19 protein-coding genes and 2 pseudogenes are annotated in these 24,124 nt (G+C 41.7%); 15 read left to right on the top strand and 6 right to left on the bottom strand.

Features of this window, described 5'->3' with window-relative positions:
• The 5 genes and pseudogenes from OH458_RS11810 to radC form a co-directional block, all read right to left on the bottom strand.
• Positions 1-225: pseudogene (locus tag OH458_RS11810) on the bottom strand (lecithin retinol acyltransferase family protein); the annotation flags it as partial.
• A gap of 101 nt (positions 226-326) precedes the next feature.
• Complete coding sequence (locus tag OH458_RS11805) at positions 327-887, bottom strand: tyrosine-type recombinase/integrase (protein WP_269978493.1); 561 nt, start codon at positions 885-887, stop codon at positions 327-329.
• Between the two features lie 211 nt (positions 888-1,098).
• A complete protein-coding gene (locus OH458_RS11800) occupies positions 1,099-1,527 on the bottom strand; it encodes a DUF2787 family protein (protein ID WP_269978492.1) in 429 nt (142 codons plus the stop codon).
• 26 nt (positions 1,528-1,553) lie between these two features.
• Complete coding sequence (locus tag OH458_RS11795) at positions 1,554-1,979, bottom strand: DUF2787 family protein (protein ID WP_269978491.1); 426 nt, start codon at positions 1,977-1,979, stop codon at positions 1,554-1,556.
• Entirely contained in the window at positions 1,976-2,452 is a 477-nt protein-coding gene (gene radC / locus OH458_RS11790) for a RadC family protein (RefSeq protein ID WP_269978490.1), read from the bottom strand. The genes OH458_RS11795 and radC overlap by 4 nt, the downstream gene beginning before the upstream one ends.
• Positions 2,453-2,672: 220 nt before the next feature.
• Between radC and OH458_RS11785 the strand changes: the two genes are divergently transcribed.
• From OH458_RS11785 to OH458_RS11770, 4 genes are all read left to right on the top strand, one after another.
• Positions 2,673-3,110 (top strand): RNase H family protein, encoded by a 438-nt coding sequence (locus OH458_RS11785; RefSeq protein ID WP_269978489.1) that lies wholly within the window; start codon positions 2,673-2,675, stop codon positions 3,108-3,110.
• A 177-nt stretch (positions 3,111-3,287) separates the two neighbouring features.
• Complete coding sequence (locus tag OH458_RS11780; protein WP_443088518.1) at positions 3,288-3,494, top strand: AlpA family transcriptional regulator; 207 nt, start codon at positions 3,288-3,290, stop codon at positions 3,492-3,494.
• 133 nt (positions 3,495-3,627) lie between these two features.
• Positions 3,628-3,750 carry a hypothetical protein gene (locus tag OH458_RS11775; RefSeq protein ID WP_269978487.1) on the top strand — a complete coding sequence of 41 codons (123 nt, stop codon included), beginning with the start codon at positions 3,628-3,630 and terminating at the stop codon, positions 3,748-3,750.
• A 43-nt stretch (positions 3,751-3,793) separates the two neighbouring features.
• On the top strand, positions 3,794-5,419 hold the full coding sequence (locus OH458_RS11770) for a hypothetical protein (RefSeq protein WP_269978486.1): 1,626 nt from the start codon (positions 3,794-3,796) through the stop codon (positions 5,417-5,419).
• A gap of 139 nt (positions 5,420-5,558) precedes the next feature.
• Here OH458_RS11770 and OH458_RS11765 read toward each other — a convergent pair whose 3' ends face one another.
• Positions 5,559-6,419, bottom strand: coding sequence for a helix-turn-helix transcriptional regulator (locus OH458_RS11765; RefSeq protein ID WP_269978485.1), 861 nt, complete (start codon positions 6,417-6,419; stop codon positions 5,559-5,561).
• A gap of 138 nt (positions 6,420-6,557) precedes the next feature.
• Here OH458_RS11765 and OH458_RS11760 point away from each other — a divergent pair, with 138 nt between their 5' ends.
• From OH458_RS11760 to OH458_RS11710, 11 genes and pseudogenes are all read left to right on the top strand, one after another.
• Positions 6,558-8,585, top strand: coding sequence for a hypothetical protein (locus OH458_RS11760; protein ID WP_269978484.1), 2,028 nt, complete (start codon positions 6,558-6,560; stop codon positions 8,583-8,585).
• 4 nt (positions 8,586-8,589) lie between these two features.
• Positions 8,590-9,426, top strand: a complete 837-nt coding sequence (locus OH458_RS11755) for an HNH endonuclease (RefSeq protein WP_269978483.1) — start codon at positions 8,590-8,592, stop codon at positions 9,424-9,426.
• Positions 9,423-9,824, top strand: coding sequence for a (deoxy)nucleoside triphosphate pyrophosphohydrolase (locus OH458_RS11750; protein ID WP_269978482.1), 402 nt, complete (start codon positions 9,423-9,425; stop codon positions 9,822-9,824). Before OH458_RS11755 ends, OH458_RS11750 begins: the two co-directional genes overlap by 4 nt.
• A gap of 12 nt (positions 9,825-9,836) precedes the next feature.
• Complete coding sequence (locus OH458_RS11745; protein WP_269978481.1) at positions 9,837-11,738, top strand: DNA/RNA helicase domain-containing protein; 1,902 nt, start codon at positions 9,837-9,839, stop codon at positions 11,736-11,738.
• Positions 11,739-11,783: 45 nt separating this feature from the next.
• Complete coding sequence (locus OH458_RS11740; RefSeq protein ID WP_269978480.1) at positions 11,784-13,037, top strand: DUF6361 family protein; 1,254 nt, start codon at positions 11,784-11,786, stop codon at positions 13,035-13,037.
• A complete protein-coding gene (locus tag OH458_RS11735; protein ID WP_269978479.1) occupies positions 13,021-14,844 on the top strand; it encodes a phospholipase D family protein in 1,824 nt (607 codons plus the stop codon). The genes OH458_RS11740 and OH458_RS11735 overlap by 17 nt, the downstream gene beginning before the upstream one ends.
• Before the next feature lie 41 nt (positions 14,845-14,885).
• On the top strand, positions 14,886-15,095 hold the full coding sequence (locus tag OH458_RS11730; protein ID WP_269978478.1) for a hypothetical protein: 210 nt from the start codon (positions 14,886-14,888) through the stop codon (positions 15,093-15,095).
• Between the two features lie 5 nt (positions 15,096-15,100).
• Positions 15,101-16,213 (top strand): family 16 glycosylhydrolase, encoded by a 1,113-nt coding sequence (locus OH458_RS11725; protein WP_269978477.1) that lies wholly within the window; start codon positions 15,101-15,103, stop codon positions 16,211-16,213.
• Positions 16,214-16,372: 159 nt separating this feature from the next.
• The gene (locus tag OH458_RS11720; RefSeq protein ID WP_269978476.1) at positions 16,373-21,316 is read left to right on the top strand and encodes an AAA domain-containing protein; all 4,944 of its coding nucleotides are present in this window, start codon (positions 16,373-16,375) and stop codon (positions 21,314-21,316) included.
• Complete coding sequence (locus OH458_RS11715) at positions 21,313-22,740, top strand: hypothetical protein (protein WP_269978475.1); 1,428 nt, start codon at positions 21,313-21,315, stop codon at positions 22,738-22,740. Before OH458_RS11720 ends, OH458_RS11715 begins: the two co-directional genes overlap by 4 nt.
• Before the next feature lie 815 nt (positions 22,741-23,555).
• Positions 23,556-23,726 (top strand): annotated as a pseudogene (locus OH458_RS11710) (IS66 family transposase); the annotation flags it as partial.
• Positions 23,727-24,124 lie beyond the last annotated feature (398 nt).

Raw genomic sequence — 24,124 nt, 5'->3', positions numbered from 1 at the left:
AAGGAACTGATGAATTGATACGGCTTCAATAAGACCTTTGCCATTACGATGGATGATACGTCCATTTCCCACGTAGACACCTGAATGTTCAGCATAACCAAATGCGAGATCGCAATACACAATGCTCCCTCTAACTGGACCGTCGGTTTTCCAGAATAAATTTTGGATTAAGCTTTTCGATAAGCTGCCTACAACAAAGCTTCCTATTGCGTGATATGGATTCATGTTATTCACTCTCCAATGTGATGATAACGAAACTCAAAAGGGCTCTGAGCTTAATGTTTATAAGGGATTAGCGGCCCCGCCCCCTTAGTAAATGATCATGCTTAAAGCTCAAGAGAAACAAAGTCTTTATCGACTTCATCTTGAGTGATACCGATATAGCGAAGCGTGACGCCCTCAGATGTGTGACGAAGCATTTTCATGACACGGCCTATATCCTTTGTAGATTGGTAAAGAAAGTAGCCTCGTGTCTTTCTCATCGAATGAGTACCTAACGCAATATTTAGCTCTTGGCCTACTTGTTGAAATGCCATAGACACGGCGCGTCGCGTGATTGGCTGGGGTGATTTGTTTTTCAACTGTTGGCATCGGTAGGATTGAAACAAGTAGATGTGGTCGGGATGTTGCTCCCTTAATCTAGCAATATGCTGCTGCGCTTTGGTATTGAGCTGAATGTTTGCCAGCTTGCCAGTTTTACTTTCACGAATAATAAGTCGGTCACCATGAATGTCTTCAAAGCGGATCGATAACAAATCAGAAATCCGCAGTGCTAGGTTTAATCCGATATGCCACACATCGGCCATCTGTGGATTACAACGAATACTCAGTAAATGTCCAACCAGACGTATGGTGTCATCGTCTTTGATTGCTTGTACCTCAGCCATAATCTGCTTCCTTTTTTGTCTGTAGAAGGGTGTTTTGGGAAGCACAGAGCAGACGATATTAAAGAACCCTTATACAGCAAGGGATGGAAGCTTCCCGTTTTAACAATATGGGAAGCAGCCTCGTTTTAGCTCTGTGCTGGTGGTTGTGTTGAATATTTGTGATATGAAGTGGAGCGGGACGGTTAGTGGCTAGGGTTGCTACGAGTGATGATTAACTGTACTCAACCTGAACTTGGTCGTAGGCGTTCATTTCTACATAAGCTAGAAAGTTACACTCCCACATTTCATATAACTCGGTTGTTTCTTGCAGGTACATACCAAGCCATCCGCTGAAACGAGCGAAAGCGACGTTGTTAGCAAAATCAAAAGCCAAGTCAGGAACGAGCTCTGGCGTACCGGTTCCCACATAAACAAGGTCAGTGATTTCAATAAGAGCGATATGGCTATCTTTGATATCCACCGTAATAGAGACAGGGTGAAAGCCGCCGTCTTTTGGGTGGTAATTGGTATCTTGAAAACAGATGGTCATTTTTCCTCGGTAATTAACATCATTAATAGAGCGTTTGATTAGGTCTTTCAGTTGATGTGAAGGCTTAGCTCGCTTGCACGCGAACATAGCCAGATTGGCTGCTTGATTCATAGGAACCTCTTTGAAATAAGTTAGGATTAACGAACGGATGTGATGTTGATTGAGATAGCAGGTTGCGTGATGAGAGTGTGAGTGATGGCTTTAAGCCAGCTAGCAAGTAAGGTTTGAACTTCTGGCCGTTGTAAGTTGCACTGCTTAATCTCTGGGTGGTAGAACCAACACCCTGCGAAGTTGAAATACAGCGATAACTCTTTTTGTGGCTTACCAGCAACCATCACATCAAAGGTGGCAATAAAGCGAAGTTGCCAAGGTGTTTTGCTTGATGTTCGCTCTAATTGAATTTCGATTGGTTGAAAGCGGCTATTGATATCTTTAGACCCTATGTTTAACGCTACCCGCTCGACTGTATTCGGGATGACGTTTTCAGACATAAGTGCTTCAAGAAAACAGTGCATGGGACTAACGAGTTCATCATTAAGTCCTGAAATAACAAATTTGTTCATACCCACCCCTTTTCTGCAAATGACACACAATCCTCACCCACAACGATGTGGTCCAATACTCGGATATCCACCAGCTTGAGAGCATCTACTAAGCGCTGTGTAATGCGTCTATCTGCTTGAGAGGGCTCAGCGACACCTGAAGGATGGTTATGAGCAAAAACGACGGCAGCAGCGTTATGGTTTAGTGCTGCTTTGAGTACTTCGCGTGGGTAAATAGAGGCAGCATCGATAGTGCCAAAGAACAACTCTTCAAAACTGATCAATTGATGTTGATTATCAAGAAACATCACGGCGAACACTTCGCGGTCATGAGCCCCTAACTTGAGCTTTAAATATTCCTTAACATTGGTTGGATTAGTGAACGTGCCCTCTCGTTTGTATTTTGCAGCCAGTGCGTCGGCTGCACGTTCTAGCAGTTCATTTAACTCTGAAGTTTTAAAAGGGTAATCGTGTTGGTTGTTGGCGTTACGCATAAGAGCTCCTTGGGTTATCTGTTTGGTTATGCGTACTGATGAAATATATCTGAGAGCATTTTGAATCGAGGCGTGGAGGGGGAGTATTTCCAGAGACAGGTAAAAAATAACTCTCTTGCCGTTGTTATGTAGCAATCGCAATAAAGCGACGAATGAACAATCAACACAACCAGCTGGTGCAAAGGATGTATCGGCTTTTTAGTCTCTGGAGAGTATAAAAATGAAAAAAGAAATTTATGTAGAAGCAGCCATCGTAGAGAAGCGAAGAGGACGACTCTCTGCTGGGGTAGGGCAGGTTGTATTCGATGACTATGAAAGAATAGCGGGTGAAGACTGGTTGTTCCTTGATAGCATCGTAGACCGTAATTACGCAGAGTTATCAGCACTTGCTTTTGGGCTAGAGCGTGCTTGTGATGGCGATATTATTTATTCAAGCAGTGACTATTGCGTTGATGGTTTTAATGACTGGCTTGATGGTTGGAAACGTCGAAATTGGCGTAAAGCAAATAAAAAACCGATAGCTCATCAAGATCTTTGGGAGCTAGTGGATAAACGAAGTGCAGATAAACAAATTGAGGTGAGGAAAGTCGCAGCTTGCTCCGCAGGAAAAGATGCCGCTTATAGATACGCTCTCGCAGTGGCGAATGGTCAGTTATAACGATAATGAATCACTTGTTGGCTGAGCCAACAAGTGATTCCTTTTGTGTGGTCATCGGATCTTAATGCCTTGGGACGTGTTTGATGATTGGAAACTAATTGGTTCACTTAATCCGTAAAATTCAGTAGGTAAATAGTTGGAGATAAAAAGGTATTTTTCTACGTGCCAGTCAATCCCATGGGAACACACAGCATAGGAGGACGTCCCATGAGATTTCTGAAGCTAAAAGAAGTAATGCAAAAGACAGCACTGAGCCGTTCAGCGATTTACCGAAAAATGAATGAAGGTGAGTTTCCAAAATCCATCAGTTTAGGTGATAGGGCCGTGGCTTGGGTGGAAGGTGAGGTAGATGAGTGGATGGAGGAGTGTTTGATGGGGCGTTAATTGGCTACTTACCGCCAGATAATATTGTTACTTGAAGAACACATCGCTAAAAAGCAGGTATTTGAATTATGTCCTAGAGGATAGTCTTTGAGATGTACTGCAATTGTGCAGTTCTAATCAAAGGAGATACATTATGACAAAAAGCAAAGGTAGTCGCGGCCCATCAAGCCACCCTGGTCCAGGAGGAAACTGGCCGTCAACAACAGGGAATAAATCAGGTGGTGGACGAGGAGTGGCTGCTCCCAAGAAAGGATAACTAGAAGGTAGGAGAGGGCCTAGTTTCAGGCCCTTTGAATGACATGACAGAATTACATTATCGTTTTCCAACTATCGGTGAGGTTGTTCGGGAGCTATTTAATGCTGCCGGAATCCTCCCTCAGAAGAAGGATGAAACTTCAGTTATTGGAGGCGAGAAACACAAAAAGGCTATACAGAAAAGCCTTGAGCGGTTAGCGACTGAAAACTCAAAGATTAGTACCCAACTAGAAGAACTACTAAGTATATTTGGTGAAATAGTGTTCGAGTTAGTGGATGACCCTCGAGTAACATTGGCCATAATGGCTTCAATCGAAGATGCTTTGGATCAATATAGAGACCTTGTCCGCCTCGATGGAACATATCTGTCTTTTTCCGAGACTATTAAGTGGGTAGTTCAGCATCGCTTAATAGATAGGGTATTAACTTCATTATTTAAGAACTCGTTGGCGTTCGACGTTAATGCATCTGGTTTATCATCACCTGAAGACAAGTTTTGGTGGTTGCCGGAAGTGAACTTTGACGCTAAGGGGGAGACAATTCAGTTTCCAATAACTAAAGTGTGGCAATGGATATATAGCTCTCAGGGTTTATATCAGATCAGGTTCCATAATCCAGCTCAGGGTGATATTTCATATCAGACAAACGAGCAATTGGTAGAAAAATACAAGCGTTATGAACGGAACCTTGAAAATGCACAAAGGTGGACCTCAGGCCAGCAGTTACCCAGTACGCATGCTCTCAGTAAAACGCTGAATGATTCAATCGAAGCTTTGGCAGAGATTGGTGATGAAAGATACAGCAGAGATATTACTCCAAATCAGGTTAATGCTTATCGAGTTGCACTCTTTTTGGGGCGATTTACAACGTATTGCTTCAAGTCTGTTCAAAGCGCTTATGGTGATGATTATTTACATCAACTCGTTATCGGTTTTAAGAAGCAGTACCGAAGGTTTGATAGGGAGACATGTCACTATAGGGTGTTGGTGCAAGAGCGTGTAAACAATATGGACGTTCTGGCGCTTGAACGACAAGACCATTGGTATAGTGCGGTAATGGAGTTGTGGTGGCTTAGGGCTGATAAAATTAAATGGGGCTCCCAAGGCATCAACTATAAAATGGACAGCAAAGGCACTATCCGCATCGCGCAGTTCAGGAAGTTGATAGCTCATATTGGGCCTGTCATGACTTATAGCTTAGTGAAGCATCATGAGAATCCGACTAACGACTTGGTGCCTAGTGATTTTCCTCGGCTGCTGGATGAAGGGCTAAAACTCAAGAGAAAAGCAACGTCATTAAGTGAAATTGATGAGTATAAGAATAGAGTCGAAATTGCTGAGCTCGGCAAAATGCTCTGCTGGCTGGTGGAATGGTGTAAAGCTATTTTCCACTATAGAAATGAAGACTATCAAAATGCACATCCTCATTTTAAAAGAGCCTTTTCTTTAGCGCGTTATTCGGCAGGACAGGAGCAATACTTGCTTGTTAATCAATATATTGAAAGCAGCGCTAAAGCCGATAATTACAGAGAGTTCAAAAAAGCCATTGCGTGGGCAAGCTATCTTGGAATCAAGGTTCGTTGGTTGCGAGGAATGGAAGACCCTGAGTCGGAAGATAGCTTGCGTACAGTATATGCGTTAATGAAGACTGCACGGTACTGGCAGCTATGACCACTTAACACGAAGCCAATGATTGGAAGAATGGAATCTAGCCTAGATATAATCTCACAGGTACTGATTTGAAGAGTGGATAACCGCCAGATCTAATCTGAATTGGTACAAACCACCAATGTGTTTGATCTCTTTTAAGCTAGAAGTATAAATATTGTTTTAGTTCCTCAAAGTTCGCCACAATAATCTGCTGACCTTTAGGATTCGAATCCAATACATTAATATCGATATTATAGGCATCGAGAACATAGCGAACCAACGCAGCATTGGTTGGTATTGTGAGTGTACCTTTTTCCATACCGTAATCATGCTCAACGACATTGGCTTGAACTTCTGATAGTCGTGGGTCAGGCTTTAAATCAACTGTGAGGGGAGTATTCCATAACTCGTCATGCTCTCTTCCTTTTACTCTTTTAGCTTCAAGGCATGGAATGCCTCTTATACGGCTGAGCACAAAATCACGATAATCATTCGCATGTTCACAATAGGCCCGAACATGCCAGCGTAGAGGTGTGCAAACTAGGGTATGTGGAGAGATAATCCGTTCAACTTCAATTCCGTCTTTGAGTGATGTGTAGCTTATATCGACACGTTTTTTCTCTCGTATCGCCTGTACTAAAGGACGCAAGATTTGTGGTGATATATTGCGAGTCACAGGGCGGACCATGGAAACATTTTCAAAACCCATATCCAGTTCATTAAAGGTCACAGCCATGTCTTCACTGCGCGCTAGAATATGAAGGTATTCATCGGCATGTCCACTTGTTAGCTCTGGAGCAAAGCTGTCACTTGGCTTATAACCTTTTAATTGCTTGTCATAAACGAGGTTGCCAGGTGCCACCTCAGAGAGGTAAGAGTTGATATCTTTCGATGCTTGCTGTCTGCCAATACCAAAGCTCTTAATCAGGTGATTGGTCGTTAACCGTCCTTCCCATAGTGCGATGACTTCTATCATTCTGTAGCGGAACAGTAGATCCCAACGTATTGGCCATTTGCTCATCATCTAACTCCTGTCTAGTTATGCGACGTGTGTATGTATTCAGTATTTACCTGTCGTCATTGGCGTCATAATATTGTTGGGACTGAAAATCGTCAAGAAAGTAACCAGAACAGCGTAACGCACTTGCGGGTGGCCTTTATGAATTACATTAACAGCGATAACAAAAATGGTTTATGGGAACTTGCGATTAAAGGCATCGAAGGTCCAATATTAGCCAGTGATTATCTGGGGCTTTATGGTTCAACACCTGATGAAGCTCGTACAGCATCTATAAAGAAGAAAATTGTAGTTCATAGCGCGGAAGGTGAAGACTTTATTCAATGTGGTTATTGTGGGCTCCCTGTAAGGTATCGAGCACGAAGTGCGACTAGTAGAGCTGCTTTTTATCATAAGCATATTCCGGAGTTGGATGAGGTAGATTGTCCATTTCACAGTGACTACCATGGTGATTTTGCATTTACTGAAGCTGAAATGTATGAAACTCAATGGCACTTTCGCACAAAGCACTTTATTGCCGGTACATTGAGGGAATCAGATCAGATAAAGCGTGATTCTATCCAAGTAGAAAAGTTTGTCTTTGCAGAAAAAGGCACTTCCAAAAAATGGCGCAAGCCGGATATTTACTTTGAAGACACCAATGGTAATCGATTCGCGATAGAGTTGATTCAAGGTTGGTTGGACCCAGAAATAATCCATGCTCGCGAGCAGTTCTTCTTAGGGGAAGAGATCAACCTGATTTGGTTGTTTAGTGAAGGTCGAAGCGATTCTATTTTCTATTACATCATGTACGGTACCGCCTTAGAGGCTCACCCTGAAAGTTTTGCGGAGTTTGAGAGCAAAGTGAAAGACATCCAATGTAATGCCTTTGTTTTCTCTCAAGAAGCGTTAGATAAAAGCCAAGAGAGTGGAGAGTTCTACTTCGAGGCACATTTCCCCGAGTTTGATTTTAAGTCAACAGAGCTTTTCTTAGAGATGAGCTATGGGTGTCAAATGGTGGTTTTGAGTGACTTAATATTGTCTCCAGAAAGGCTACCATACGCAATCAATACAAAAGCTGCTTTGCATGGAAAGCAACAAGAACTGTCAGCTGCTATACAGGAAAAGGCTCAACGAGAGTCTCGGCAGTCAGTTAAACGAATTTATCAAGTGCTCGATCAGATTGCTTCTTGTGGAGAGAAGGGTGAGCTTTCATCGTTATCACTGACGCATTTATCAGGTGAGATAAATGATTGCTTTGATTATGTATTACAGGAGTATGATGAACGGAGCTCCCTACTTGAATTAACTCGTCAAACAATCGCCCTAGAAAGAATTAGGCTTGAAGAGCGACAAAGGAAAGCTCAGCGTATAGAGCATGCCAAGGAGCTTAGAGGGTTACGGCATCAATTGATTTATGTCCGACAAGCGCTCAAAGAAAGTATTACAATCCAAGAGCTAACAAAGCTCAGATACCATTTGGCAGATGTAGCGCGTAATTACTGGAATGTAATATCTAGTGATCTTTCTTCTAGTGTTTGGGAGCGTTATTTGAATCTCCTTTTAGAAAGCATCGGACAGCAAACGGAATTGCTTGCCAAAGATTTACCTCAACCGATGGCTCTTTGGAGAATCACTAATGATCTTCTCAGCTACTCACTTGAGAAGCGTATGCAGCTTTTTGAATATCGTAGTCCATTGGCAATCGAGATGTCGCAACAGCAATCAGCGTACTTAATCTATAAGTCTCCTTCAGACATCAAAATGTTTGAAGAGAAGCTGAATGAGATTAAGAACAGGACCAAAACACAGTTTCTGAATACCAATTGGAAAGATTTGATGGGGAACTGGAGCCCTGACTCTACCTATCGAGATTCAATCGAAAGGGCGGGATTATTGCTGCGAGTTGAAGACCCTTCAGAGTTAGAAGCTAACGAACAAGATTGGGTTGAAGAAGCCTTAAATATGTTCGTTGAACGATTAGTTGTCTTGATTAATGAGCACTATAACAAAGTATTCATCAAAGCTTATGGCCGAGTAGATGCAGATGCGTTGAGAAAATTATTGAACTTTTGGGACTGGTTGGAGGATGGACTTTATATTTACAATCAACCTGAAGCAGTAAATAGAGCTCATCAACTAAAACAATATTTACTGAACAACGACACTTCAGCAATAGAGTGGAAATAGCACCATGTATGAACATAACTCTCTTCCTGCCGGCACAAAACTCAATAACACAGAGTTATGCGAAGTATTCGGCTGCAGCCCGCAAGGTGGGATGCGTCGCTCACATAAAACCAATACATTGGTTATTGTATCGAACCACATCAAGTCTATTTATGATGATCGTTGGGTAGGTGACGTTCTCCACTATACAGGCATGGGCTCTAAAGGCGATCAAAGCTTAACATTTCAGCAGAATAAAACGCTAGCTGAATCGAGAACCAATGACGTCGCTGTTCACTTATTTGAGGTGTTTACGGACCAAGAATACACCTATGTTGGCGAAGTCGCTCTCGACGGTGAACCGTACTCGGAAACGCAAGATGATGAACAAGGTAATCCAAGAAGAGCATATATATTCCCTCTAAAGCTTGTAACGGGTGAGCGCCAGGTTAGAAAAGAAGATCGCGAGAACGTTGAGAGTGTCCGAGTTCGTAAGGCCAAGAAATTGACTCTTGAGGTGCTTCAGTCTTTGGCGACAAAAGGTGGAAAAACCGCTACACGGTACCAACAACAATCCATCAGCTATGAGCGAAATATTTGGGTAGCAGAACTGGCTAAACGCCTTGCTAAAGGTCAGTGCCAACTTTGTCTACAACCGGCGCCATTTAAAAATGCGAAAGGTGAGCCATATCTCGAGACACACCATATTGTTTGGCTCGCCAAAGGTGGAGACGATACGGCTGAAAATACAGTCGCATTATGCCCCAATTGTCATAAGAAAATGCACATCGTAGATGACGCAAAGGATGTTGAGGTTTTAAAATCTCGTAGCAATAAATTGTTAGAAGAGCACAATCGATGAGTAAGAAACACATTGAGGTCGTCGCGGCTGTACTGAAAAATGAAGGCGAATTCCTAGCCGTACAAAGAGCGCCATCAAAGCTAGATTATGTTAGCGAAAAATGGGAGTTCCCAGGAGGTAAAGTAGAAGCCGGTGAAATGCTTGTTGCAGCTATTACCAGGGAGCTAGATGAAGAGTTAAGAATTGCCGTTACTGAACCACAGTTTTTGTTGACGATTGAGCATAGCTACCCTGATTTTGATATCACCATGCATTGCTTTGTTATTGAGGTACCAACGCGCGAACTTGAGCTTACGGAGCATATTGACTCTCGCTGGCTATCTAAAGGCCAACTTTGGGATGTTGATTGGGCTGCGGCCGATATGCCGGCCGTTGAAAAACTACAGTCTACGTTTTGAAGGATAACGAAAATGGACCTAAAAGCAGGCTGGGATGGGACTTGGCAAGACTTTCTTTCTACAGACAGAGCTAGTTTTCTAGAGTCGTTAGTATCTTTCCATCGTAGTTTGAGTTGGACGCAAGATCTCGATCCTGCGCAACGATATGCTTGGGAAACTGAATACGATGTAATGACGTCTACCCTTAATCACGTTATTACAGAAACTCAAGTGGAACCAGAGAAGTGCTGGATAGCCTTTGAACAAGAATTGATTGGTGAAGGCGGAAAACGAGCGGCGGATGTTAACCTCGTTACTCCAACTGGCGAATTGTTTGTAGTCGAGTTCAAACACAAACAAGAAGCATCTGAATACGAAATTCTTCGAGCAAACTCTGATTTGCAAACAATGCGACGCTATCACAGTGAATCTATTGACCTAGTCGGTCATGGCTTTGTTGTACTCACTAAACCTGGCGCTAAGCGGTTCCAACACCTAAATGTTGTATGTGACATTGCAGACGATGGTCTGGCCCCCCAATTAGCGTCACAGCTTATAACGTCATTAAGTAAACCTAGTTACTATAATGTACTGCAGTGGGCAAAAGGTGAGTTTTATCGCCAGCCAAGCATATTGCATGGCACTGCTCAGGTCTTTTTCGACGCTAAAATACCTACGCTAAAAACCTCGGCCGGTGAAAATATTGACCAGGCACGTGCGGCACTTTTAAAGCTTTATCAGCATGCTAGGGATAAGCAGCAAAGATATGTCGTTGTCGTTCATGGGCGCCCTGGTGCCGGTAAGACTCTACTGGGCATTAGTTCTGTTGCGGAAATTGCACGTAGTGAGAGCGCAAAACAGAGTGAACCTATTTTTCTTTCTGGCAATGGACCTCTCGTTCAGGTGCTGCAACATACATTAGATTATAGTGGTAAGCAGTCAGTTGGCCGGACAGGAGATAAGGTCATTGATGGTCGAGTGATGATCCAAGATCTGCTCCCGTTCAAGAAGGATCTGAAGCGCTCACTAACATCACGCAGAGAGACTTTTGTCGTATTTGATGAAGCACAGCGAGCGTGGGACAAAGCAAGCCCTAGAGAATCACAATCACCGTCTGAGTTAATGCTGTTTTGTAACTGGCTTGCTTGTCAACCGTTTGGAGTGTTGGTGCTTTTGGTGGGAGATGGTCAAGCGATCCATCGCAATGAGATGCAGTTAGATCAGATGTTAGCAGACCTAGATGCAGCAATAAGAGCGCAAAACGGCAAAGTCATCCCTATTATGCCATCGCTGCACGCCGGTAAAATGCAACTCGTTACGCCAATTAAGAAAGACGTGTATAACCTTAAAACGCCCATTCGGCAGGCCTATACAGAGAGTTTAGACAAGTGGATTGAAGCGGTTCTATCTAACAATTCTGACCAAGCTCAAAAAGTCGCTTTGGATATTCAGGCTTACTACCCATTACGACTGACTCAAAACCAGCAAACTGCTGAAACTTATGCTCTGGGTGTACAACAAACTATGCACGAAGGAAACAAGCTTCAAGATGCCTTTAGAACAGGCTGGTTGATGTCCAGCCAAGGTGGCAAGTTTATTGAGGAAGTCCAGAAAGATAAATACAAACCAGGTAAACATATTGGCCCTTGGTACGTTGAGCCACCAAGTTCTGAAAATTCATGTTGTCAATTTGAAGCGGCTTGTACTGAGTTTAGTTGTCAAGGTTTAGAACTATCACTTGCTCTGTTTAACTGGGGGCAGGATATGGTCTATCGCAAAGGAAAGCTGGTGGCTGAAGACCGGCGCCAGTACGAGCATTACACAGAGGGGAGTTATAGAGTATTGCTCAGTCGTGGGCGTAGTGGTTTGGTCATAAAGTGTGATGACCAGGAAACGTTCGAATATCTGAAACAATGTGGTATGCAGGAACTTTAAGTGGCTGTTGCTAGATAAAAATTAATATAAAGATGTGAGTGAGTAGTGAGCCGACAAAAAAGTCTAATTGGCTGGATAGATTTTTCATCTACAGAGCGAGAGCGTGTATCTCAAGTGTTATCCATGTTACAAGAGAAAGGTACACTTGATGAATTGGGTATAGGGCAAATCAGGGATGCCTTTGCTGATCAGCTTTTTCCGGGCTTTTCTACTATCCAAACCCGCGCTAAGTACTTTGTCACTATCCCATATATCTTTCACGACTACCGTAAGTTAGATCCCTATGAGAGGCCCCCTCTTGCTGAATACATTAGCCAGCAAGAAGATAGATTAGCTAGGTGCTTAGTCGAAAACCATCGACATGATATGCCTGATGGGATCATTGGAAAAGAAAGCCTAGAGAAAGGAGTGGCTCGGAAGCCTTCTTCCGTCTACTGGAATGGACTGCGCCAGTTATCTATCGCTAAAACAGAACTGTCGTTAAGAGAGTTTGTTAATCAGTACCAAGAGCTAGCAAACAATAAGACTGAAGCCCATGTTGATGACGATGGACAGCATTCTGATATCGCTCAACTGATGACCAAACCCGATGGTTACTGTGAATCTTGGTTAAACCAAGTGTCAATAAAACTTACACGTAAAGAAGCTGATTACCTTAAAAATAAACTACAGCTATCGAGTAAGATTGAACGTAGTGTCCCCGCTCAGTTATTCAAGCACAACCTTGTTGGTGAAGCTTTGCAAGTGGCGGATATGGATGTCCATAATGGTTGGCAGGCCGAAGCCCTTTATGAAAAGTTAAAAGACTCTCCTATTTCTGAACAAACGAAAACATGCTTTGAAAAAGCGCTGGAATTTAGTTTTGTTCTTGAAGGCGCGCATATTCGTTACAACACCCTCATAGCCCAACGTGCCAAGAATATCGAAATGATTGAACAGTGGAATGAAGAGTTTGATGTTTGGTTGAATCAAGCTCATAAACAGTCGACGAGCTTTGAACAGCAGAGCGTCGATAACTGGTATGAGTTTGCTTTCGGACCACATAAAAGCGCAAACAATCGCACACGTCAGTTTATCGAAAACTGGTGTAGCTTGATTCGCGAGAATGCCTCTGTAGATAAGTTGGATGCATGTGTTAAGCAGCAAGCGATAGCAAATAAAGGGGCAAGGTGTTTGCTGAAAAAAGCCCTCAGTGAAAATCAAAAGTGGGTTGGAATGCGCAAACTGGAGTTTCGTTGGCCTTCTGCCAGAGTCATTTTACAAGATATCCAGGAGGGGCTAGGTGTTAGTGCCGGATAAAAATCGCTTAGATTATGGCGAACAGCTTATCGCTCCTGAAGGTTATGAGCTCACTCATGCTATTGCCACGACGTATAGCTTGGACTTGAATACTTTACTGACAGTGCCTATTGCCATGTGTTTTGGCCATACCTTAGAAGGTTCGGTTGAGCACATGAGAATTGCGCTGTTGGAAGCGTTAGGAATGCTGGGAGATAAACTCACAGTTTTCTACCAACAAGGCAATATTAAGTTGCCAGATAAGTACAACAGCTTATTTGGCTTGTTGGAACGCAGCCTCGTGCCTGTAGTTCCAAACGCAGGAGAGTCAAATTCAGCGTTTTCGTCGTTTCACCCGAAATTGTGGTTACTGCGATTCGAAAGCCCAGATGAAAACAAAAATGTGAAATACCGTTTGATAGTGTTGTCACGTAACTTAACGTTTGATCGCAGTTGGGATCTCAGCGCTGTCATTAACGGAGAATCAAGAGGGAAGCGCAAGCCAGCCAATCGTCGATTGATTGACTGTTTTGATGAGGTTTACCGTGGTTCTTCAATGCTTTCATTTGGTGATGTAATTGATCCAGAAGAGCTAGTTAGGGTGCATTGGGATAAACCAGATAACATCACTGAACTTGGTTTTCTCTCTACTGTTTTTGATGATGACAATAAACGACAGCATCCAATTCGTTTAGAGCATGATAATCAAGCCATGCTTGCTGTTTCTCCTTTTATCAGAGGTGGAGGCAAAGTAAGAGCTCTAGATTGGCTCAGTACCTTTGCTCCTGATGATCAACGTTACTTATTTAGCCGCAAAGAAGAGCTTGATATGGCGGGCGAGAAAGCGTTGGACGGTTGGCACTGCTATGCACTTAACGAACACCTCATCGATGCAGAAGAAAATGAGGAAATGGACCAGTCCTTATTTGTAGAAAACGACCTCAACTTGCATGCAAAGTTATTAGTTGTCGATGAAACTGATTCCACTTCTAGCTGGCACCTTGGTTCTGCGAATACGACTCAAGCAGCGATGGGAGACGAAACCAATAGCCCTAGAAATAGTGAATTCATGCTTCGTTTAACGGGCTCCAAAGATCACATTGGTGTTCATTCACTGATCAAGCAATGGGTTAATGAGCATGGCACAGGCTTATTTACAAAACATGAGTTCAGCGAATTAGAAGAAACTGAAGGTGAAGACTCTGATCGAGCACTTCGTCTTTTAGAATTCAGCCTAATTAATGCAGATTGGAAGCTCAACGTTGATTTATGTGGTGATGACGAATATCAGCTGACCTTGAATGGGGCTTTGGTTGAAATCCCGTCGAGTTTTGACGTTAAGGTTTCGACATTGAGTGCGTCACAGCCTCGAGCCCTAGCTCGAGAGGTTATTTGGGATAGCCTTAAACTCTCCCAGATTAGTGCACTAATTCACCTCGAAATATCAGAAAATGATTCAGTGGTTAAGAATTTAGTAGTTAAAGCTGAAATAACGAATGATTTTGAATTGGATCGAGGCAAGGCAATTACTAATGAATTGCTCGAAAACCGCTCACAGTTTATGAGTTATATCGCGATGCTGTTACATATCGACCCAAGTAAGCAAGATTTGATGAACAGTGAGGGCAAGGGAGACGGTGAGGGGGCGGATGGCGTGTTCTTTACCAAAGACAGTGTGATCTACGAAAAGTTGATGCGAGCGGCTGCGTTAAGTCCGGTTTTGTTAGAAAGAATTGATCGTTTACAAGCGCAAGTCGATGAAAAGATCATTCCAGATGAATTCAAGACGTTATGGGGCGTCTTCTCGTCATTTGTACCATCCAAGTAGTAGTTAATAAATAGTTGTAAGAATTATAAGAACACGAAGTAATGACACAAGCGATCCTAGAGCAACTAAACGGTGTATTGACTGGCCTTAAAGATTTTCAAAAGGCAACGGTAGACCTAGTTATAGATAAGTATCAAATACCCGAACATAGCCACAGAATACTGGTTGCTGATGAAGTGGGGTTAGGAAAAACTATCGTCGCGAAAGGTGTCATCGCTCAATTACTGAAAAGACATGTAGGGTCCACCTGATAGATTTGGCCTCGTTATATCCTAATGGAAGACTTATTCTTATTACAGATGGATATAGTGAAGAACAGATCAGAAACACTATCAGTCAATGGGAAGATAAAGTGTTACTTTTAAATAATAGCCAACCTCATGACTGGAAACCTATTTGCGAGTTCTTAGGCTTTGTACCACCAGTTGCCCCATATCCTTCATTGGTTGACTTAGGCATGAGGAAAGTAACGTTTGAAGTAAATGCTGAAATAGGGTGCTCAAGTCAGGAAGAGTCCTGGATGTTAGCAGATACTTCTCCTTGGGTAGTGCCTATGTCTGAGAGGGGAATGGATATGGTTGTTATTGATAACCAAAAGAAAGAATCAACATTATTATCGCAAACTACTACCATTTCAAAGAAATTCACGGATTACAATGGGCATTACTTTTCTCTTCGTGATGATACTTTCCCTGGAAACTTAGGTATGTTTTCTCCTTCAAGTTTTTCAATATCTGAAGACTTCGCGATTCTTGAAGTGCGAGAAAAAGACATGAAGGTTAGAGATTATAGGTCTGGGGCATTAACGAGCAAGAATAGTTACTTATACGGGCGGTTTGAAGCCGTACTGAAACCACCTAAAACTTCAGGTCTAATATCAGGTATTTTTCTGCACAGAGATTCTCCTCGTCAAGAGATTGACATTGAACTGCTTGGAAAAGAGCCAACAAAAGTCATGTTGAATGTCTACTATAATCCAGGAACGGAAGGTGCTCGTATGGATTATGGGTATCGCGGAACACCTGTATTGATAGATTTGGGCTTTGATGCTACTGCGGATTTCCATACATATGCTATTGAATGGAGCCCTAATGAAATTCGTTGGTATGTAGATGGGAAATTGATTCATAAACGAAGCAATTGGTCTCCAACACCTATACCTCATCTTCCTATGAAGTTTCATTTAAACCTTTGGCCATCTGTGTCAAGAGAACTTGCAGGTAAAATTGACCACAAAAAGCTTCCTGCGAAGCTTTTGCTGAAATCGGCCACAGTTGTGGCAAATCGCATGCCACCTTCGTCTGATGAATCCGAAGAGTATGTGAGGGAAAGTGAAGGCGGAATCGGGAGAGAGCCTATATGTCTGTAATTATTGCAGGTTTACATAACATACTGGTTGCGAAGTCGAACCTGTGGATCTGCTTAACGTTTTGAAAAATAAAATAGTGTAAGGTTTATCAACGAATTAAGTACGATAATTCTAAGTTATAAGGTACTTCGGAGTTAGCTAGGTAAGTAGAGGTAGAGTTTGAAAATTGAGCTATGGGACGGTGGTTTGCTTGAGCATGAAGTTAGTGCAATAGAGCGAATTGAAAAACACTTTTCTGCAGGAAAAAAATCAAAAAAAATCGATACAAAAGGCTCTATGAAAGAGCAATTGGGAGCTCTAAAAAGCGATGGTATGTTCCCATGGAAAGGATACGCAGGCTTCAGGTTTGTTGATAAAGGAAAAGAAGGTGAGTTTGACCTTGTGGTTATCACAAATTGCAAGGTATTGATTATAGAACTCAAGCATTGGAACAACGGTGTGATTACTTGCAAAGGTGACCGTTGGTATAAAAATGACCAAGATATGGGACGTTCTCCTGTAAGTGTCACCCGCAATAAAAAATTTCTAATGGAGAATAAGCTCAAGAAATTTAAAGGAAAATTTACCAACGAAGGAAGGTTACCGTTCGTTGAATTTTTAGTTGTCATGACAGGAAATGCGGATTTCTCACAACTAAAAGGGGAACAAAAAGAACATACGATCTCTCTTAATGATTTTCTTAATTTTAAAAATGAGCATGCTTTCAATAAAAAATTCCGACCACATCCCGATTCAAAAACACTAACTAATGATTTTTCCATATTTGATGAACTTTTTGATAGAACAAATACTGAAAACAAAACCATTTATTCAAATGGTTATAAAGCTGTAGATGAAATATTTGATCACCCTAAAGGTGTGTATAAGGAGTATCACTCTGTTTCCGAAGCTTCGAATAAAGATGAAGCTCTATTGAGGCTATGGAACTTCGGAAACATACCAGGGCGGAAAGCAAAAACACCAGAGGGAAGATTTGAAATTGTTTCAAGAGAGAGAGAAGTATTAGGCTATATAAAACATCAAGATTATGAGCTCTATAAGTATTGCCTGAACTCGCTGACAAGCGTACATAAAGATCAGATAACATCTCAGTTTATTGAGTTATACGAGCTTCCTCCAAGCCACATCCGATTTAATGAGTTTATTGGTAGGTTTGGAGAATCGTTACCTGATCAAGACAGATATAACCTTGTAAAAATGTTGGTTGCGAAGTTTGCAGATTTGCACGAAATTCGGTTAGCCCACCGAGATCTTGGAGATCATAGTATCTGGATATCTCCTTCAAAAGAGGTGGCTTTATCGAACTTTATCTCTGCCTATCACCAACCAAAGGGGACCGTTGGTGATTACAGAGATATTCTTTCCGCAAATAATGGTATGGCACCGTTTGGTATGACTGTTACTGATAAAACGACGCCATACCAAATAGATGTATATGCTCTTTCAATTATTGCATGGCATGTATTGAAGGCAGAACGGATTTCACCAAATAGCTTAAAAACTATAGAGGAAAGGATCTCAGATAGTAGTGACTGGTATAGCGATGTACTAGAACAGGCTGTAAAGCAGCCATTCTCAAGTGCTAAAGAGTTTTTCGATGCTTTAAAAGAAAGTGAGCCTAAAGCAGATTTGAACTTAGATTTTGATTTGTCTTCCTTAGATCCTTACAAAAGAAGTATTAAATTATCAAGGCAATATCCCGAAGATGATTTGCTTTCGGAAGATGATGAAAAAGAAATTTATCGATCAAATGGGTTACTTGTGAAGTCTTGGCTACATGTTAATCCATCAGACAATGACCTTCTCCTAGGTTCGAAAACTTTAAGCTTCTTAGAGAGGTTGTCTAAGCTTAAGGCTTTATCTCCTCCGTATTTACCACAGATTCATGATTTTGGTTTGGCGACAAAAAGTGACTGTCTATACGTAGCAATGGATGAAGTTGAATCCACACCTTGGAATGAGTTGGATAAAGGTGTTCACAGATTAGAGCTAGTGACAAAACTTCTGTCTGTGATAGAGCATTTGCATGGTTTGCATATTTCTCATGGAGATTTACATCCTGAGAACGTTCTTGTTGACCAACAAGACGGAAATATATTCCTCATTGATATACCTGATTTTCAATTAGATGGCGACGAACCTAAAAATCATCGTTATAGCCCCCCAAATATTGATGCGTGCTCGGCATTTGAGAGGGATAACTATGCTGTAATGAAAATGGGAATGGAAATACTCGGACTTGAATTTGGAGAACAAAGCTCTGAGTTGTCACCAGTAAGTGATGCTGTGCTAGCTGAAATCAATGATATTGAATTTGGTTTCAAATCATTAGAGAGATTTAAAAGCTCTTTGGTAGATGACTTATCACCGCAAGATGAATTTATAGAAATTACGCATAGAGATTTAACTGAGGATCTGCTTATTTATCCTGACAACGGAAAGCTATATGTAGATCTTGAAAAAAGTAGAAAGAATCCGCACCAGGCAATGGTTACGTTTCAAGGGGTTGGGGGGAGTTTATCCTTCTTTTATTCTCCCTTTGAAAAGAGAGTTACAGGGGTTCTTAAGCCACGGCTTCGTTCGTCTGTCAGCAAAAAAATCATAGATGCGGCTAAACTTGAATTACCTTTTGGCCTCAAAGTCAGAAGTAGTCGTCTTAATGACTCAAATCAATTATCAGATTTACTTAGAGAGAATGATGATTTTCAACGCGCAGTAAACCTTACGATATCTCAAGATGAGGACGAGGATACTGAAGCTGAAGCATTAAGCCTTGTTGATGCTGATAAAGAGGTAGTAGCTACTGAAGAACAACAGCAGATTGTAATACCTACAACCAAGCTATGGCGTAGTATATTGGAAACCGAAACCGAATCTCATCCATTTGCAGAGTTATCAACCCAGCCTGAGAAGGTAAAACAACATCCTGATCAAATTATACTTCACCACAGATCTGAAACAGATCCTTTAGCTGCATTTAAGAAAGGTGATGTGATAGAAGCGCTAATCATCGACAAAGATGATCGAGAGTTTGTCTTGGGTGAGGTCTTGCTGAAGTTGTCTACCCTTCACGAAGTTCGGATGAATAAGCTAAAAGCCCGAGCCTTCAAACTAGACGAAGACGATATAGTATTTTTTAGATCTAGGCAGGATAAAGCGTCTTACGTTAAACGAAGAAGCGCATTAGAAAGGATTCTATCAAAAGAGAGTACTGTTAGTGAGTTAATAAATTACTTTGAACCAGACTGTTCTTTACAAGCAGTGGAATATGGCATTGAAGTTGATGATGAGGATTATGCGAGATACGACCGTAAGGATGCACATGGAAATAAGATAAAGTTGAATGACCAACAACGTACAGCTTTCCAGCGACTAATTGATACGGGACCTGTTTCTTTGCTTCAAGGACCTCCTGGAACAGGAAAAACAGAGTTTATTGCAGCTTTTGTCCACTTCTTAATTGAGAAGCAAAATGTGAATAACATTTTGCTAGTAAGTCAGTCTCATGAAGCTGTAAACACAGCAGCCGAGCGGATAAGAAGTCACTGTCAGCGTTTAAAAACTCCACTAGAAGTAGTTCGCTTCAGTAACCGAGAGGGGGCTGTATCTGATGGTTTGAAAGATGTGTATTCTCAATCTTTGATAAATGAAAAAAGAGAGCTGTTTGCATCAGAAGCGGCTTATAGAACATCTGCATTGAGTAAAGGGCTCGGATTACAAAAAGGTTATATTGAAGAAGTAACACTACTAGAGCTGAAACTGTTTAAAAAGATCGATGAGCTCATATCTATTTCAGAAGAACTGCAAAGTAAAAAATTATCAGATAAAGATAAAAATGGCTTAAAGAAAGCGCACCAGCAACTTGAAGGTAATGTTTCAGAAATTTTGCTTGATAAGTATGAGTTAAAGCTGGCAGACCATGATATTGCTGAAGTTAAAGGACTCATCAGGCAGAAGCTTGATAGAAACTATGCTATTCGACCAGATGAAGCAAAGCGAGCACAAGCGTTAGCAAAGATCTCTAGTGATATGTTAGATGTTCTTGCTACAGATAGCGTGAACTACGATGAGTTTTTCGCACGTTCGCGTCAACTTGTAACGGGGACTTGTGTTGGTATTGGTCAGTTTCATATTGGTGTAAGTGCTAACCAATATGATTGGGTAATCATAGACGAAGCTGCAAGATCTATTGCAAGCGAACTCGCTATAGCGATGCAATCAGGTAAAAGAATTTTACTTGTTGGAGACCACAAACAATTACCACCTTTATATTCAGAACCTCATAAAAAAGCTCTTGCTCGTAAACTTGGTATCGTTTCTGATGATATGGATGTTGATGAGTTATTGCAGAGTGACTTTGCCAGGGTTTTTGAGTCTGAATATGGTAAGCAAACAGGTGCTCAGCTCCTTACGCAGTATCGTATGGCACGTCCTATCGGCAACTTAGTTTCCTCATGCTTTTACGATGGGGAACTAGAAACTGGTGAACGTAAGATACCTGATGTCTATAAGCATGCGCCAAATCTGCTAAAAAGCTATGTAACTTGGCTCGATACCTCTTCACTTGGTAAACGCTCATATCATCAAGATGACAGAGGAACAAGTATATACAATCGAGAAGAAGCTGATCAGATTATTAATCTTCTTAAATCTATTGCTGACAATGATAAGTTTGTTCAGGAGTTAAGGAAGACAGTTAAAGAAGGTGAACCTGCTATTGGCGTCATCTGTATGTATGGTGAGCAGAGTCGTTTAATCAGAAGAAAGTTCAAAGATTTACCATGGGAAGATGATTTTAAGTCGCTGGTGAAAATTGACACGGTGGACAGCTATCAAGGAAAGGAAAACAGAATAGTGATCCTTTCAATAACCAGAAGCATTTCTAACCTTTCTACAGGCTTTCTTCGTTCTCCTAACAGAATAAATGTGGCCTTGTCGCGAGCAATGGATCGGCTGGTCATTGTCGGGGCAAGTGAAATGTGGCAGGGCAAGAATCAGAGTAAGCCTTTAGGTAAGGTGTTCGATTATATCCATAGAGGTAAAAATCAAGAAGATTACCGAATTATTAATGTGAAGCCTAATAACAGAAGGAGTAAGAGATGATGTCTAAAGTAGATCATATTACCTACAACGAAGTTGAGTTTCTTATTCCAGCATATCGCTTCAATATCCGTTTCTCATACGTTACCCAGAAGGCTCTACCATTTATCAGAGAGTTTATTTTACGACTTGTTCACTTGGGTGAATTAGAGCCAATATCTATTTCGGAATATTTTGGATTAAGTGAGAGAGAAGTTAGAGAAGCACTAAGAGACTTGATTGAGCGGGGAGATCTGAAGTACACGGAACAAGGTAGATTGAAGTTAACTGAACAAGCGAAAAAGTACTTTTCAGAATATGGAGGAGCTTTAAAAGTTACTGATCTAGCCTCAACAGGTGTTGTTTTAGGATTTGAGTCAACAGCATTTAACTGTGTGTCTTCCCATACCGAGCGGTTGGATAATGATTGGAGTTTCGGTGTTCGGCTTGATGTTTCCAGCGAGAATATAGCAAAAAGGGAAAAGTTGGCTAATCAAGCATTCCAGAGACAGTTTTCGCAATTGGTTGAAGAAAAGTATTTAGAGAATATTAAAAGTACAGGTGCTTCAGGAAGATTACGAATCTATAAGCTTGATTCTATAAGACAGGTTGCACAAGGACCATTCAGAATTAAACTCGGTTTTAAAATGGATGAGTTTGGTAGAGCTATTGAACGTGAAGACCTGGAGCAGTTAAAAAACTCGTCAGCAGCAGATGAACTGATAACCAATGCTATCCACCAGAATACAGGTGTGAACAATATCCATGAAGTTCTTGGAGCTTGTGAAAAATTTGGTGATATAAAAACGAAGGACTTCATAACTGAAAGGGGCATTGATGTTTCTGGTTTGAAGGAGTTTTCTAGCCAATACTCAGGTAAGGAGAGTGATTTTATTCCATTCATTGGGGCTTTACATACTGACAAAAACTGGAAGTTATTTGAGTCTCAGTTCAAGCGCGTAAGAGATAAGCTTGCTAGAAACCACCAAGATGGAACTAAGGAACTTTCTTGGGTATTTCCTAGTACTGCTTTGTGGGGGAAATCTAGTGAACTACCGACAAGGCTACAGCAGATAATAGACCAAAGAAAGACTTCGGGGAAAAAGGCAAAGGCGTTATATAAGCCAGCATACTTTGCTCCCGTTAGTGGTCCTGATGCTAGAGGAGAAAGAAACCACTGGAAAAATGAGTTATCTTCATATCTCGACTATACCAATACCTACGTTGAAGGCTTACTAGGTGGTTCAGTAGAAACCTTATGTATAGAAAATGAACTGGCGGTGGTTGTATATCACGTTAACTTACCTGATGTATATCCTGTGTCAGTTCCTTTAGGGTTCATAACCTGTGAGCCTCGTTTAGTGAATAGGATCTCTGGTGGGGTTAAAGAATATTTGGATGAGATGGTTGATGGTGAGTATCGCAAGAATTTGGGAACGATAAAGTGATATGACTTGAGCAAAGCGAGAGACTGTCCTAAATTTTGTGTAATTGTCTATATCAGCGTAAGTGGAAAGCTATGCGCTTTCCACTGTTCGTAGTGCGCCGAGCATGGTGCCAACCTAGGAGGTGAAAGTCCTCTACGTGCCTTGTCGAGCAGGAAACGTTAGCCTATGCAAGGGGGTCCATCGTGAGGTGGAATCTGAAGGAAGCAAATGGCAAAACATAGCTTTGACGAACAGAAACCTGATAGTAGGCATAGTCAACTTGGGTAACCTAGCTACAGATAGAATATCCCGAAGTCTCGAACAGAAGTGTGACGATGTAAATCAGGCAGAGCTATGGGAAAGGGTGGTATCTTACCTCGGGAGATCTTATCAATTGTCTCTGAGACTAGGCTAGTAGTGATGCTAGACGAAGGTTGATAAGAAGTCAGCAGAGGGCATAGTACCTATGTTGTAGGGAAGGCCTGAACCAAGGTCTAGATGAGCAGTTAATAAATTCTCAGTGTGTACGGAGTCTCAGTAAAGAGTAGTAACCCTACAGCTACGTTAGGAATACGGTGAAGTCGGAAATGGAACTGTAGCTAACGAAGAGAGGCAAGCCACAGTGGCGTTGGAGTTAAATAGTAAGTCTAATCTAACGAAAGTTGGTATACCTTGGAACCGCCGTATGCGACCCACGCTTGTACGGTGGTGTGAGAGGACGGAGGCCGTGAGGCCTCCTCCTACTCGATTTTTTAACCGACTAGTTTTAACCCTTTCTGAATCGTTACCGTTTTACTAGACGCTAATTAGCTAGTAATCAAATCCATGGTTATTGGCAGAAAAATTGGCTTTTCACGGACACTCCGAAGGGTGCAGGTGCCAGCGCCATGCTGCACAGCGTTATCGAAACGGCAAAGGCCAACGGGCTGATTTTGTATGACTGTCTGGTTTAGGGCATGAAGGAGTTGGTTAAGCCAGAGCCTGACATCGACTCACTTCTCCCTTGAAACTTCTCTCACTAAGGCCGCGCCCGTGGGATCACGGAACGTTTACTAATAATCAGTCATGTTAGCACTAAGTGAGAAAGAGCTTGAATATTGACATTGTTTTTTTTGTATTTAATATCAGGATGTTACCCTTTTCATGTGTTTATTCTTCTTTGGCAGGGTTTAGAGGTAATCCTTGGAACTAATTAGTAATTCTATTAGCATATATGTTCAATACATAGTTTAAAAACCTTGGTCTACTTCGAGCTTTGACTATATGACCTTTTGATGGTGCGGTTTTGTCTTTACAGTACTACCACATAAAATTAAGCAAGAATGCTAATGGTACTTTGTTCTCAAAGATTGAGGGCAAAGATGGCATCATTACGGCATATATTGGCAAAAAGAGCTTAACAGAA

This window comes from Vibrio sp. MarTm2, from assembly GCF_027587055.1.
Lineage (GTDB): Bacteria > Pseudomonadota > Gammaproteobacteria > Enterobacterales > Vibrionaceae > Vibrio > Vibrio sinaloensis_D.
Note: the sequence above shows the minus strand (reverse complement) of the source record. Positions and strands in the feature narration are given on the sequence as shown.

Excerpts from the sequence above, each read along its gene's own strand:
- OH458_RS11805 (WP_269978493.1), bottom strand. The coding sequence starts at position 887 with ATGGCTGAGGTACAAGCAATCAAAGACGATGACACCATACGTCTGGTT.
- OH458_RS11800 (WP_269978492.1), bottom strand. The coding sequence starts at position 1,527 with ATGAATCAAGCAGCCAATCTGGCTATGTTCGCGTGCAAGCGAGCTAAG.
- OH458_RS11795 (WP_269978491.1), bottom strand. The coding sequence starts at position 1,979 with ATGAACAAATTTGTTATTTCAGGACTTAATGATGAACTCGTTAGTCCC.
- radC (WP_269978490.1), bottom strand. The coding sequence starts at position 2,452 with ATGCGTAACGCCAACAACCAACACGATTACCCTTTTAAAACTTCAGAG.
- OH458_RS11785 (WP_269978489.1), top strand. The coding sequence starts at position 2,673 with ATGAAAAAAGAAATTTATGTAGAAGCAGCCATCGTAGAGAAGCGAAGA.
- OH458_RS11780 (WP_443088518.1), top strand. The coding sequence starts at position 3,288 with ATGGGAACACACAGCATAGGAGGACGTCCCATGAGATTTCTGAAGCTA.
- OH458_RS11775 (WP_269978487.1), top strand. The coding sequence starts at position 3,628 with ATGACAAAAAGCAAAGGTAGTCGCGGCCCATCAAGCCACCCTGGTCCA.
- OH458_RS11770 (WP_269978486.1), top strand. The coding sequence starts at position 3,794 with ATGACAGAATTACATTATCGTTTTCCAACTATCGGTGAGGTTGTTCGG.
- OH458_RS11765 (WP_269978485.1), bottom strand. The coding sequence starts at position 6,419 with ATGAGCAAATGGCCAATACGTTGGGATCTACTGTTCCGCTACAGAATG.
- OH458_RS11760 (WP_269978484.1), top strand. The coding sequence starts at position 6,558 with ATGAATTACATTAACAGCGATAACAAAAATGGTTTATGGGAACTTGCG.
- OH458_RS11755 (WP_269978483.1), top strand. The coding sequence starts at position 8,590 with ATGTATGAACATAACTCTCTTCCTGCCGGCACAAAACTCAATAACACA.
- OH458_RS11750 (WP_269978482.1), top strand. The coding sequence starts at position 9,423 with ATGAGTAAGAAACACATTGAGGTCGTCGCGGCTGTACTGAAAAATGAA.
- OH458_RS11745 (WP_269978481.1), top strand. The coding sequence starts at position 9,837 with ATGGACCTAAAAGCAGGCTGGGATGGGACTTGGCAAGACTTTCTTTCT.
- OH458_RS11730 (WP_269978478.1), top strand. The coding sequence starts at position 14,886 with ATGACACAAGCGATCCTAGAGCAACTAAACGGTGTATTGACTGGCCTT.
- OH458_RS11715 (WP_269978475.1), top strand. The coding sequence starts at position 21,313 with ATGATGTCTAAAGTAGATCATATTACCTACAACGAAGTTGAGTTTCTT.